The organism is Shewanella sp. T24-MNA-CIBAN-0130, assembly GCF_040310185.1.
GTDB lineage: Bacteria > Pseudomonadota > Gammaproteobacteria > Enterobacterales > Shewanellaceae > Shewanella > Shewanella psychromarinicola.
Genome location: NZ_JBEOPP010000001.1, coordinates 158,699 through 172,585, shown reverse-complemented (window position 1 = coordinate 172,585; position 13,887 = coordinate 158,699). Strand labels below are relative to the sequence as shown.

The following is a 13,887-nucleotide window of genomic DNA, read 5'->3' as shown; positions in this document are numbered from 1 at the left end:
CCCATGTCGACTTATTCATTTGAACTTACACCAGGGACGTTAACCTTGGCACAAACCCGCGATATCAGCCGTAAGAGTGTCAAGCTGACCCTTGCTAAGGAAGCCATTAAAGACATTAATCAAAGTGCCGAAATCGTCCAACAAGTATTGCGCGAAGGCCGCACTGTTTACGGTATTAACACTGGTTTTGGTTTATTGGCGAATACTAAAATTGCCCCAGAAGATCTGCAATTACTGCAACGCTCTATTGTATTATCCCATGCCGCGGGTATTGGTAAATACATGCAAGATGCCACTGTGCGCTTAATGATGGTGCTAAAAATTAACTCATTAAGCCGCGGCTTTTCGGGCATTCGTTTAGAGGTGATTGAGTTTCTCATTCAGCTAGTGAATGCCGGTGTGTATCCGTGTGTACCAGAAAAGGGTTCAGTCGGTGCATCGGGTGACTTAGCGCCACTCGCTCACATGTGTTTGCCGTTACTAGGTGAAGGCGAAATGAGTTATCAAGGGCAGATTATTTCAGCAGCACAAGGCCTTAAAATCGCTGGGCTTGAGCCATTGGAGTTGGCGGCGAAAGAAGGTTTAGCCTTACTCAACGGTACCCAAGCATCGACCGCACTTGCACTTGAAGGCTTGTTTAATGCCGAAGATTTATTTGCCGCCAGCTCGGTGATTGGCGCTATGAGCGTTGAAGCGGCGATGGGCAGTCGCAGCCCGTTTGATGTGCGCATTCATGCTGCGCGGGGGCAAAAAGGTCAAATTAATTCGGCGGCGATTTTCCGTCATTTGCTCACTAACGAATCGGAAATTAGCCTAAGTCACAGCAATTGCGAAAAAGTGCAAGACCCTTATTCACTGCGCTGTCAGCCGCAGGTGTTAGGCGCGTGTTTAACCCAAATCCGCCAAGCGGCAGAAGTGTTGGGTGCTGAAGCCAACGGGGTTACCGACAACCCCTTAGTATTCCAAGATACGGGCGATATTCTTTCGGGTGGTAATTTCCATGCTGAACCCGTGGCGATGGCGGCTGATAATCTTGCGATTGCGATTGCTGAAATGGGGTCAATTTCGGAGCGCCGAATGGCGTTATTGATTGATTCTAGCCTTTCTAAGTTACCGCCATTTTTAGTGGATAACGGTGGCGTCAACTCAGGTTTTATGATTGCTCAAGTAACCGCAGCGGCGTTAGCTTCTGAAAACAAAACCTACGCTCACCCAGCATCGGTAGACAGTTTGCCCACATCGGCTAACCAAGAAGATCATGTGTCGATGGCCACGTTTGCTGCACGGCGCTTACGTTACATGAGCGAAAATACCCGTGGCGTGTTGGCGATTGAGCTGTTAGCTGCCGCACAAGGCTTAGACTTCAGAGCGCCGTTGCAACCGAGCGCGGCCGTCGCAATGGCCAAAGCTGAACTGCGTGAAATCGTGACGTTTTATGATAAAGACCGTTATTTTTCACCCGATATCGACAACTCGGTTAACTTGTTGTGTCGCGCGAGCTTCAACAGGCTGTTACCACAAGGTATGTTACCGAGCTTTTAGTTGGGCTAAGTAACATATTATCAGCATGCTATATTGATGATAAATTGGATAAAAGGACTGCAAGGTCCTTTTTTATTGTCTTTTTTTTCCCATGGAAAAAAGATCATTTTTGTTTAATCATGCATGGGGATACTCAGATAAGTCAAAAATTTAAAATAATAGTGAAAAGAGTGGCTTGCATTTATATTCGGTATCTTGGCTGATAGTGTTGATGTTTCATTAACGTTCTACATCAACACAGGGCATAATGAGTATAGTGATAAGCCTACGAGAGCTTCATTGTTTTTATGCGGGCTAATGTAAGTCTGTTGATTGAGTAAAGATAAAAGATTGCTAAGGATTTGTTTGTGAATATAGATGTTCGAGTTGAAATCGCGGCTTGGTTAACCCAGTTAGGTATTAATAGCCAACCATCGGATGGCGTCGCCACCTTGATATTGATTTTTGCCTGTTTGATTGTGGCAGGTTTAAGTTATTTCATTACTCACCGATTTGTGGTTCACGGTGTGAATGCTGTGATCCGTCGTTCCTCGGTGACTTGGGACGATATTTTCATGCGTTTTAAGGTGTTTGAGCGTCTCGCTATTTTAGTGCCCATTTTAATCCTCGATTTATTGATCCCCATAGTGTTAACTGAACTCGAGTTGGTCAGTGCGTTTATTGACCGTTTACTTAGCGCTTTGTTAGTGTTTTTTATTATTCGAGCTGTGTATGGCGGATTAAATGCCATCGATGAAATTGCCGATGTTAATCATGTTAATCGCCGTTTACCGGTAAAAAGTTTTGTTCAACTGACTAAGTTATTCTTGTTTTTCATTGGGTTAATTGTTGTGTTTGCGGTACTAGCCGACCGGTCGCCTGTTTATTTCTTTAGTGGTTTAGGGGTTGCAACCGGTCTTGTTATGCTGGTATTTCGTGACACCATTTTAGGCTTTGTTGCTGGGATTCAACTTGCCGCTAATCGCATGGTGAGTAAAGGCGATTGGATCCAAATGGATAAATACGCTGCAGATGGCGCAGTTGAAGACGTGACATTGACGACAGTCAAAGTACGCAATTGGGACAATACGATCACCATGATCCCAGCCTATGCATTGGTCTCTGATGCATTTAAGAACTGGCGCGGCATGTCTGAGTCTGGCGGTCGACGGATTAAGCGTTCAATCAATATTGATGTCAATAGTATTCAATTTTTAACGGATGAAGAGCGTTTACGCTTGGGCAAGGTGAATTACTTAAAAGAATACTTGCCACAAATCTTTAGTGAAATTAGTGTCGCTAATGCCAATGTGAGTGATATCGAGATGAAGGTGAACGGCCGTCATTTAACCAATATCGGAACATTCAGAGCGTACTTACAAGAGTATTTACATCGTCATGAAAAAGTACATAAAGACATGACATTGATGGTTAGGCAGCTAGCCCCAACGACTGAAGGCTTGCCGATAGAGTTGTATATTTTTACCAATGATATTCGTTGGACCTATTATGAAGCCATTCAAGCGGATATTTTTGACCACATTTTTGCCGTGTTACCAGAGTTTGGTTTGCGCGCGTTTCAAATTCCCACAGGAACCGATATTCGCAGCATAAAGCAATGCACCGAACAAGAGTGATAAGCTGCCAGAGAGCGGACTTCTGCGGTGGTTAAATCACCTTTATTACTCTTGCTATTAATGGTGTCGCTCTTGTGGGCGATACCCGTGCCAGCCAGTTGGTTTAATGACATCAGTAAGCAAGTTGGTGCAATCGGTAACCAAAAACCATTGATGGTTGAACCGTTAACCGCGGCAGAATTAGCCGATTACCCTGCGGGCTATCAATTTGAACGAGTGATGGTACCCAGCCACCAAGCGCCGCTGTTTGTGCTGCAAACCGGGTTTGAGCATAGTGACACGGTTGTACTTATTCATGGTTTAGGCGATTTAGCCTCTAAAGACTGGTTAACGGTTATTCCTGCATTGGCAAAGCAGTACCATGTTGTTGCTATTGATTTACCCGGTTTTGGCTTATCACAAGGTGCTGTATTTACTTACTCGCCAAAAGAATATGCCAAGGTTATCGATTGGGTTGTAAGTCGTTACCGCCATCCAGATACTCAGGTGCATTTAGTGGGCCACTCGATGGGGGCGGCGATCAGTTTATACTATGCTAGCCAATATCCTGGCAACGTTGAACAACTTGTGTTGGTCGATGCTGCCGGAATTTTGGACCGTACAGCCTATCTAAAGCAAATTTCTAAGAGGAACATGGCCAATAGCGAATTACCACAAGGTTTTCGCCGACTATTGGCGCGGGTTGATAATTTTGCTGACAAAATACTAGAGAAAACAGGGACAGGGTTTGATCCCACTCAGTTGCTGAGTCGCAACGAGTCTATTCGTAATATGACCATTGGCGAGCAAACGAATACCAATGCGGCATTAGCATTAATGGAACAAAACTTCTCTGTGCTTAATTACCAACAGATGCCCGCTACGCAGCTCATTTGGGGAGCGGATGATCAGGTTGCACCATTGCGAACCGCTCAAGCACTACTGCATATATTACCTAGGGCACAACTACGGGTTATTGACGGTGCCGGACATGTCCCGATGAAGTCTCATCAGCGCATTTTTAATCAGATGCTGCTAACCAGCCTTGCGTCTACGCCTTTAGCTCGCGAACAAGGCTCTGAAAATCAAAGTAAGCGTATTGGCAAATGCTATCAAGATAGCCAACAATATTTTTCGGGGCACTATGACCAGCTAATTATTGATGACTGTAAATTGGTGTTTGTAGATGATGCTGATGTAAACGAGCTCACTATCAGCGACTCGATTGTGACAATCAAGTCTAGCCGCATAGGTGTACCGTTAAACAAAATGATGATAACGCGCAGTACTATTAGCGCCACAGATACTCACTTTTTGGGTGGAATTAATAGTACTCAAAGTCGGTTTGATTTAGCCGGGGTAACATTTTGGGGTAGTTCTCCTGTGTTTATATCACAAGCGTCGACGCGGTTGGTGCTATCTTTAGTGCGGATCCATACACCAACCCATATTACCCGTTTAGGTGGCAGCTACGTGTTAGCTTCTGAGAGTTTAGAAAGTGTCTTGTAGCGCACCGCAGCGTGTTATTTTTCTTTATTCTTAGCACTCACAGATGATTATATTGAATTGTAGTTATTTTTTAACGTCACTGCTTTGTTGATAATTGGGGATCTTTTTGGGATGACATCCTTTGATTGAACGATAGAAATCCATTAACTGATTTATTTCTCGTTCAATATCTCCTGTCGGTCTTAAGGGCTTGGCGATCACAATCGCTTTGCGGCCGAAATCTAATCCGATTGGCACAATATCAACATCCGCTTTGGCTGCAATATGGTAAAAGCCACTTTTCCAACGGGTTACTGGGCTGCGTGTACCTTCTGGTGCTAAGGCCAGTTTATAAAGTGGATCTTGTTGGAATAACAGTACCACGCCATCGACTAAGCTATTATATTTACGTCTATCAACGGGGCTACCACCCATGGCGCGAAATAACCATCCCCAAGGCGGAATAAAGAGCTGATGCTTACCCAAAAAGTGTATTTTAGTTCCTAAGGCGCTGCGGGCGATAATGCCAATAATGAAATCCCAATTACTGGTATGCGGGCCAACAATGATGACGCAGGGTTTGGTTTTATCAAGTTGACCATCTAATTTCCAACCAAGTATTTTGAGTAACCCAGAGCAAAGTGAACTAAACATAATGTGATCCCAATTATTGAGCTTTATTAAGCTTCTTGTTGTTACTGTGCATTATCTAAGGGGTTGATATTAATCGGACAATAAACACATCTAATATAGGTTTGTTATACCTTCATGATGTGCCCCGTTAGCTTATGTGATCTCAGCATAACCTATCATCGTGCTAATTTGACGCTTAAGCTCAACCGAGGATAGTAGATAGGATTAATCGATAAGCGTATGAATATGTTCTGTATTTTATTTCAAACTTGCTGTTTGGTTTGCTAACAAGGCAAATGTACACGTCAATAGCTTGGGCGATGGTGAGTGCGACGCCGTTAGAGGATCAATAGCGCTGCAATAACGGTTTATCATCCCGGGTTGAGGTGATCTAATCGGTTGAAAAGTGCTAGTGAGTGGTCGGTTTATCAAACTTAGCAATGGATTTGGCTTCTTCTAGGATGACTTGTTCTAATTCTGCTTCTGATTTCATCCGCTCAAAATCAAACTTCATTCGTTGTTGTTTAGGTAAGGCTTGACGCGCTTCCATGATGGGATGGTTTCTAATGAGGTCATAATGGATAAATAGGTTAGGGAAGTCAGGCGCAACTTGTTCTGACAGTGATAAGACATCAAATAATTTGCCTATGCGCACAACGCCTTCAGACAGTTCACAGCGATCTTCTAACATCGCCGCTGCTATGTAGCGGATATCAGTAAGTATTTGTTGTCTACGCTCGTCAGCTTTAGCCTTACGCTCTGATGATGCCTGCTGATTAGCTTGTGTTTGACGTTTAAGCGTTAACAGTAAGTGTGTTGCGTAGGCTGCAAGGGCAACAATAATGAGCAAAGCAATAACGATGGCGGTTGTTGACACAATTTATCCTTTTCTGAATACAAAACTGGCGCAAGATGCGCCAGTTTTTTTATATCAAACCAAGAAATAGCTTGGTATTACTGTCATCGAGCAGATTAATCTTTGTGTTGATAATCTTTGAGCAGATCAGCACCTGATTCAAAACGATTTAATAATTCATCGTCGCTCAGTTGCTTTTTAGGGCTGGCCGTTGGCGTATCATCACCTTCAGTAAGGCCTAAACTTAACATCAGTTGCTCAATCTTGTCTAATTGATTGTTCAACCACTTTTGATCCGTGTCAGATAAATCGCGACCTTCTTCAAGTTGGTCAAGCAATTGATTTAGTCTTGGGTCTTCTTCAAGTTTCAATAACTGTTGCTCATCGTTCAGTTTAGGCTGTTTAGGCTTAACCACTAACGGCTTGGTAATTGATGTCGGTAATGTTAATGCTACCGGCTTTTTACTGCCATGGCGTGCATCTTTACTCTTAACTGTTGCGCTATCTGATGCTTGTTTAAGTAAAGTTTCATTATGACGGCTGCCTGATTTACGGCCTGTTTCAGATTTTTTACCATCCACCGCATTGCGATCGACTTTTTTCTCTCTTGGGGCAAACTTAGCGCCGTTTTCGCCGCCTTTGCGAGTTTTTTTGCTGCGAGCCATAATGTTCTCGTTAGGTTTTCTAAACACGTTCTTGCAGAGCAATTTCTGCAAGACACTAAATAAGGATGCGCTTTATATCAGATTTTGATGATTTTTGCATCAAAACTAGAGCTTTCGATGCAAATAATAGCTCAAAATCACTATTTAATGCTAAATATTCGAATGTCGAGTGCTGATAAAAGCTTACATGAGTTGGATTGTTTTTGTAATGCCATTTAGCAAAGTGGTCTTTATCGGTCAATAAAGGGGTACTTATTGCTAACCAGCCACCGGGTTTAATTAATTGACTAAGCAACATCCATTCTCGGTGAGGGTGACGAAAGTGCTCAAATACTCGATAACAGCATACAAAATCATAGCGCTGTTTCAGTACCGACTGATCAGCAGCAAAAAACGGGTCGTATTGATTAACAAGATGACCGGCGTCTGCGATGGATTGCTTACTTTGTTCATCAAGTAAGCGGCCAAAATTCAGGCCCGTTAATACACCTGTCTGTTGCTGAGATATTTGCTCAAGCAGTGGCAGTATAAATTGCGATAATGGTTTCTGTTTCGATGACGTTTGTGCACGACCGTAACGCTGACGTTCAAGATCAGGCATTAGATGTGATTTTGGGTTAGCAAAAACTAAACCACACCGTTCGCAGCTGTAGAAAGCTCTTTTTTTGTCTTGAACAAAAAAATGAGCACCATGATTACAAAGCGGACATACGTTCATCAAATACAGCAGTGCCTAAGTATTGACTTAATAAACGATTATATAGCGAATGCGGCTAATTAAAAGTAAGTATTTTAAATCAAGTCAATATTGAGGTTATTTTGGGCATAAAAAAAGGTGGCAGTATAACTGCCACCTCGAAAAAGAGTGCCTAACGCACTTTATTCTGATTCCAAGTATCCTTACTTGCTATGTGACTATCCCGGTCAGATCTTTATTTCTTCTGCTTTCCATGCCGTTTCTAGTTGTTATTGGTCATCCATAACACTTTTTATATTCTGTTGCCGTCCTGACTACAGTTTCCGTAGATGGTCTTCAATGACGCATCATTATCCTAATTGTCTTCAATGACAAGAGTTAACCATCCTTGTTACTTTGTACCTTCGAGCGATAAAGCCTCCAGTGGATGCATCCTCAGCAATAAGCTTTGTATGCCATTATTTGAATCCTTCAAATAATGCTCTGGGTTATCAGTCACTCTGTTGTGTAAGGCAGTGCTAAATAGCATGTCGACCAATCGGTCTATTCCTTACAAATTTTACGACCTGTATTTCAAAATGAAATATCGACTCATGTTGTTATTATTAGTGAGCGGTCTTAAATTATTATTATTATAAATTAACTTTATTCTTATATCTTAAATGTATCAGTCCGAAACCTGCTTGATGTTATTAGTTTTATGTTACAAACAGATGGGTTCATCTCGGTACGGGGTGTATTTAACGCTAAAAGTGTGAACACTGTCAAGTAATAATCGATGAAGTTTACGTCAACGTCAACTTTAGGGGGTAAAAAATGAGCTCGAAAGCCCATTTTTTATTAGCTAATATTCAGTAGTATTAATGCTTAATACTTGAAATATATTTAGATAATGCTTCGATATCAGCATCAGACAGCTTTTTCGCGACATCTTGCATCATGCCATTTAAATCGTTATGACGGATCCCATCACGGAATTGTGTTAGCTGAATGTTGATATAGTTAGCATGTTGACCACCCACCACAGGGAAACCTGCAGCAGCGGCGCCTTGACCTTCAGGTCCATGACAAGCAACACAGGCGGTAATACCGCGGGCGGCATCACCACCTTTATACAGTTTCTCGCCTGCAGTAGGTACATCGGCAACCTCGGCAACAACTTGTACTTGGCTAGCAAAGAATGCTGAAATGTCAGCAATGTCTTCATCGCTGAGTCCCATTGCAAAACCGATCATAATGGGGTTCATACGACCCTCTGCGCCACCTGTTTTGGCCGCTAATCGAAACTCTGTTAATTGTTTTTCAAGATAGGCAGGGTGTTGGCCTGCTAATTTAGGATACATATCAATCATGCTATTGCCGTCAGCACCGTGACAGGCAGAACATACGATTGCTTTAGTTTTGCCTACTTCAGCATTACCTTCAGCCATAACTGGTGATGACATAGCGGCGACTACAGACAGCGCAAGAGCTAACTTTTTCATGGCGTTCCAACTTCTAGTTAATTTATTGTCCTGAGCTTACTAGGAAGACCCGCAAGCGTGGTAAAATGATTTTCCAAGTGCTTTTTATGCAGTTTATTTTGTTCGGTTAGAGCAAAATCATTTATGACTACATCACACACATCAGCATTGCTTGGGTATATAATGTGATCAAGCTAATATTTTACACGAAAATGTGCAAAAGTAAGCAATTGTTAAAAATTTATGGTAACGCGTTACTAGAAGTAATTTAATTGGAGTGAAGAGTGACTGAATCTCGTATCGATTTCCGTAGGGCTAAGTTTTTAATCAGTGCGCCAGATATTGCGCATTTAGATCAGTATCTTCCTGGGGATATCGGGGTTGAGATTGCGTTTGCTGGGCGTTCTAATGCCGGTAAGTCCAGTGCGTTAAATGCACTAACGGAGCAAAAAGGTTTAGCTCGAACCAGTAAAACACCAGGTCGAACCCAATTGATTAACGTTTTTCAGTTGGATGATGATCGTCGCTTGGTCGATTTACCGGGCTATGGTTTTGCGCAAGTCCCTTTAGCATTAAAAAATAAATGGCAACAGGCGCTTGGTGAGTATTTACAAAAACGTGCTTGTTTAAGTGGTTTGGTGGTATTGATGGATATTCGTCATCCATTGAAAGATCTTGATATGCAGATGATTGAATGGGCAGTATTGAGTAATATTCCGGTATTAGCTTTGTTAACTAAGTCTGATAAGTTAACCCAGAGTACCAAAATGAAAACCATCAATGAGGTGCGTTCAGCCCTAAAGGATTTTGGTGATAAGGTGCAAGTGGAGACCTTGTCGTCATTGAAAGGCACCGGTAAACCTAAGGTGCTGAGCATTTTAAATGATTGGTGTCATCCTGAATGGTTAGCTGAGGAGAAGGCTGAGCAAGAACCCGAGTAACCATTGAGCGGTTAATCGATTGCCAGCAAGCACTAAGAGCCGACACACATGTCGGCTTTTTTTCGTCTTTGGTATAGGGTTCTTGATTTTTAGGCAAAAAAAACCGATAACCAAACGGCCATCGGTACAAATAAATTAGCTCTTTTGGGGAGAAGCTAAATTCAACAAGACTCAAGTGCCATCAACTCAATTTGATGACGCTCAATAGCAATATAATAACCGATCTCTAACGACAGTTAAAGTATTTGCTCTAAATATTTTTTAGCTCGAAAAAAAATCAAAAAAAGCCCCAGCAACCTAAATTGCTGGGGCGCCGAATTTGGCTAGTCACTATTGCTAGTGAAATAAAGGTTTGAAAGATTGAACATCTTAACCTCTGTACCCTACGACAATTATAATAGCCTATTAACCTGAAAATAAAAAACTGTTTTTCATAAAGACATATAATAGTGTGATTTTAGACCCAAAACATTGCTGTTTTGTTAACCATAACGGCTTGGAATGTTATACAGATTGAGTTTTTTCGGTAGTCCGCAAATACTTGTCGGATTTTAGCACCGGTTTTAGACAGATTTGAACTCTGATTTGAGGTCCATCAATTGCTTGTTCATCGCCATCCACTGATTGAACTGATAGCAAATAAGGTGGGGTAACACTTTCTAACAGATGGATATGTCTTTTATGATCGAGGCTTTATCGTCTATTTTAGGAGGGATTACTTTTTAACAAATTACTTTCTAAAAAAATGAAGCATAAAAATGCCACCGTCAGTGAGGTGGCATAATCGTTAAACCTGTTTGAATGGTCTAGCAGCCTTTGCTGATACGAGCCAGCTAGTGACCCTCAATAACTAGTGGGCTTCACCCCAGTTGTCGCCAATGCCTGCCTCAGCTAATAAGGTCACGTCCAATGACGCCGCTTGAGCCATTAAATCGCACACTTTTGTTTTGAGCGTTTCAGCTTGCGCCTCATCAACCTCAAACACTAATTCATCGTGCACTTGCATGATTAAGGTGATTTCACCTTGTGTGCTGGTATTGATCCAATGGTGAATCGATATCATGGCTTTTTTGATGATATCTGCGGCAGTACCTTGCATGGGCGCATTAATCGCTGCGCGTTCAGCAGCTTGACGACGTAATGCGTTTCGATCGCGGATTTCTGGTAAGTATAAACGACGTCCGAATAATGTTGACACATAACCCAATTCAGCAGCGATGGCTCGCGTTTCTTCCATGTATTTAAGCACACCTGGGTAGCGAGCAAAATAAGTGTCGATATACGTTTGTGCTTCGTTACGTGGAATATCCAGTTGTTTGCCTAAACCAAATGCAGACATACCATAAATTAAGCCAAAGTTAACCGCTTTGGCGCGGCGACGTTGTTCTGTGGTCACTTCTTCAAAATGTATTCCAAACACTTCAGCTGCAGTGGCTTTGTGGATATCTTTGTTTGCAGCAAAAGCCGCTAATAAGCCTGCATCTTGGGATAAATGCGCCATGATCCGCAGTTCAATTTGCGAATAATCGGCTGCTAAAATCTTACGACCCGCAGGAGCGATAAAGGCTTGACGAATACGGCGACCTTCTTCGGTGCGAATGGGAATATTCTGTAAGTTGGGTTCACTCGATGACAAACGGCCAGTCGCAGCATTAGCTTGGTGGTAACTGGTATGAACACGACCCGTGATAGCGTTAACCATTAGCGGCAGTTTATCGGTATAGGTGCTCTTTAGTTTTGCTAGGCTGCGATGCTCAAGGATGATTTTAGGTAAAGGGTAGTCTAGTGCCAGTTCAACTAACACTTCTTCAGCTGTTGATGGTGCACCCTTAGGCGTTTTCTTTTTGACTGGGTAACCTAGTTTTTCAAAAAAGAGCGTTTGCAGCTGCTTGGGTGAAGCTAAATTAAACTTCTCTTCTGCTATTTCGTAGGCTTTAATTTCCAGTTCATCAAGCTTTTTGGCCAACTCACCACTTTGCTGGCTAAGTAACATTGAGTCGATTAATACACCTTGGCGCTCGACGTCTGACAATACTTGAATTAATGGCAGTTCTAACTCATTAAATACACTGGCGAGTTCAGGTTCTTTTTCAAGTCTTGGCCATAGATGTTGATGTAAACGCAGGGTAATATCAGCATCTTCGGCGGCATAAGGGCCTGCTATATCTAAATTAACTTGGTTAAAGGTCAGTTTTTTTGCGCCTTTACCTGCGACTTCTTCAAAACTAATATTTTTATGACCAAGATATTTTAATGCTAAACCGTCCATGTCGTGACGTGATGCGACTGAATTAAACACATAGGATTCGAGCATGGTATCAAAGCGTACACCTTTGAGAGTAATGCCTGCATTGGCTAAAATACTCATATCATATTTTAGGTTTTGACCGACTTTTTGGAGAGTGTCACTTTCAAGAATTGGGCGCAGCTTTTCAAGTGCACTGGCTTTATCGATTTGCTGCGGCGCGTCAAGGTAATCATGAGCTAACGGTAAATAGGCCGCTTTACCTGCTTCGGTAGCAAATGATAAACCGACAAGTTCTGCTTCCATGTAATTGAGACTAGTGGTTTCAGTATCAATCGCAATAAGGTCGGCGCTGTTGAGCTGTTCGATCCATTTATCGAGCGCTTCCATAGTCAGAATCGTTTCATACTCAGCTTCAATGGTTGGCGATACGGCAATTTCTTCATCGCTAGCGTCGCTAACAGTGCCGCGAGGTTGCTTGTTATCTAATACTTCAGCTAACCAACGCTTGAACTCCATTTCACCAAAGCATTTAATCAGTTCATCTCGATCTTGTGGTTTAACATTGAGCTCATGCCAGTCTTGTTCGAGTTTGACATCTGTTTTGATGGTGGCTAGCTCGTAAGACAGCCTTAGCATATCGGCATTGTCGATAATTTTAGCCGGCATGGTTTTCGAGCCTCGAAAACCCATGTCGACAACACTGTGAGGATCGGCTAATAGCTGGGCAACACTGCCTGCTCCGATGAGCATGGCTAAAGCGGTTTTTTCGCCGACACCAGGTAAGCCCGGAATATTGTCAGATTTGTCGCCCATGAGTGCTAAGAAGTCGATTATTCTATCTGGGTTAACACCGTATTTCGTCTTGACCTCTTCGGGCCCCATAATGGTGTCTGTCATGGTATTGATTAACGTCACATGCTCATTGACGAGTTGCGCCATATCTTTATCGCCGGTACTGATTAACGTCGCTCGGCCTTCTTTACTCGCTTGAAGCGCAATGGTACCGATCACATCGTCGGCTTCGACACCCGAAATGCTGATCAGTGGTAAACCCATCGCGTGAATGATTTTGTGCAAGGGTTCTATTTGAGTGCGCAGATCATCAGGCATCGGTGGACGCTGGGCTTTATATTCGTCGTACATATCGTTGCGGAAGGTTTTGCCTTTGGCATCAAACACCACCGCGATATGACTTGGGCTGTAGCGGCTTAATAAACTGCGAAGCATATTAATGACACCATAAACCGCGCCTGTCGCTTCACCTTTGGAATTGGTTAAATGAGGCGGCGAATAATAAGCGCGATAAAGATAAGATGATCCATCAACGAGGATGAGCGGATTATTGGGAATCGTTGGCATAATTAATATTCGTGTTCAGTATTTTGCGAGACTAATAGGATGACATTATACCCACAGCACCTCAAGATGCTTGTGAGATTGTCAGTTATTTACCCAAGATAGTGCTCAATGACCGTAACGTCTGACCAGTGGCGTATCCAGTGAGGTTTTGTGGGTAATTTTATAGAGAAAAGCAAACTATTAGGCGCGACAAAGATTCACAGCCTGTGGATAAGTCTGTGAGTGAATTAATCAACCTTACTGGATAGATTTTCCTACGACTTGAAATGAAATCTGTAACTAGTTGAATTAAGGCGTTTATTTTTATTTTTGTGAGCTAAATATTAATTCTCATAAATATTACTAATTTGTGGACTTTTTTATTGATGTCAGTTAAGTCACAATAGAATTTAGTGATGTT

The 13,887-nt window shown here is 42.4% G+C and carries 10 protein-coding genes; 4 read left to right on the top strand and 6 right to left on the bottom strand.

The features are described 5' to 3' along the window. Nucleotides 1–3 precede the first annotated feature (3 nt). From hutH to AAEZ02_RS00690, 3 genes are all read left to right on the top strand, one after another. Nucleotides 4–1,542 (top strand): histidine ammonia-lyase, encoded by a 1,539-nt coding sequence (hutH, locus tag AAEZ02_RS00700; protein ID WP_351121579.1) that lies wholly within the window; start codon nt 4–6, stop codon nt 1,540–1,542. Between the two features lie 347 nt (nt 1,543–1,889). Then, a complete protein-coding gene (locus tag AAEZ02_RS00695; protein ID WP_124012860.1) occupies nt 1,890–3,158 on the top strand; it encodes a mechanosensitive ion channel family protein in 1,269 nt (422 codons plus the stop codon). A 27-nt stretch (nt 3,159–3,185) separates the two neighbouring features. After that, entirely contained in the window at nt 3,186–4,646 is a 1,461-nt protein-coding gene (locus AAEZ02_RS00690; protein WP_351121576.1) for an alpha/beta fold hydrolase, read from the top strand. Nucleotides 4,647–4,709: 63 nt separating this feature from the next. Here the strand turns inward: AAEZ02_RS00690 and AAEZ02_RS00685 are convergent, their stop codons facing one another. The 5 genes from AAEZ02_RS00685 to AAEZ02_RS00665 form a co-directional block, all read right to left on the bottom strand. After that, on the bottom strand, nt 4,710–5,279 hold the full coding sequence (locus AAEZ02_RS00685; protein WP_101033362.1) for a lysophospholipid acyltransferase family protein: 570 nt from the start codon (nt 5,277–5,279) through the stop codon (nt 4,710–4,712). 388 nt (nt 5,280–5,667) lie between these two features. Further along, the gene (locus AAEZ02_RS00680) at nt 5,668–6,135 is read right to left on the bottom strand and encodes a DUF2489 domain-containing protein (protein ID WP_124012857.1); all 468 of its coding nucleotides are present in this window, start codon (nt 6,133–6,135) and stop codon (nt 5,668–5,670) included. A gap of 95 nt (nt 6,136–6,230) precedes the next feature. Then, on the bottom strand, nt 6,231–6,779 hold the full coding sequence (yihI, locus tag AAEZ02_RS00675) for a Der GTPase-activating protein YihI (protein WP_124012856.1): 549 nt from the start codon (nt 6,777–6,779) through the stop codon (nt 6,231–6,233). Nucleotides 6,780–6,834: 55 nt separating this feature from the next. Beyond that, nucleotides 6,835–7,497, bottom strand: coding sequence for a methyltransferase domain-containing protein (locus AAEZ02_RS00670; RefSeq protein ID WP_124012855.1), 663 nt, complete (start codon nt 7,495–7,497; stop codon nt 6,835–6,837). A gap of 839 nt (nt 7,498–8,336) precedes the next feature. Further along, complete coding sequence (locus tag AAEZ02_RS00665; RefSeq protein ID WP_124012854.1) at nt 8,337–8,960, bottom strand: c-type cytochrome; 624 nt, start codon at nt 8,958–8,960, stop codon at nt 8,337–8,339. A gap of 263 nt (nt 8,961–9,223) precedes the next feature. Between AAEZ02_RS00665 and yihA the strand changes: the two genes are divergently transcribed. Beyond that, complete coding sequence (yihA, locus tag AAEZ02_RS00660; RefSeq protein WP_101033357.1) at nt 9,224–9,880, top strand: ribosome biogenesis GTP-binding protein YihA/YsxC; 657 nt, start codon at nt 9,224–9,226, stop codon at nt 9,878–9,880. A gap of 850 nt (nt 9,881–10,730) precedes the next feature. Here the strand turns inward: yihA and polA are convergent. Further along, entirely contained in the window at nt 10,731–13,487 is a 2,757-nt protein-coding gene (polA, locus tag AAEZ02_RS00655; RefSeq protein ID WP_124012853.1) for a DNA polymerase I, read from the bottom strand. Nucleotides 13,488–13,887 lie beyond the last annotated feature (400 nt).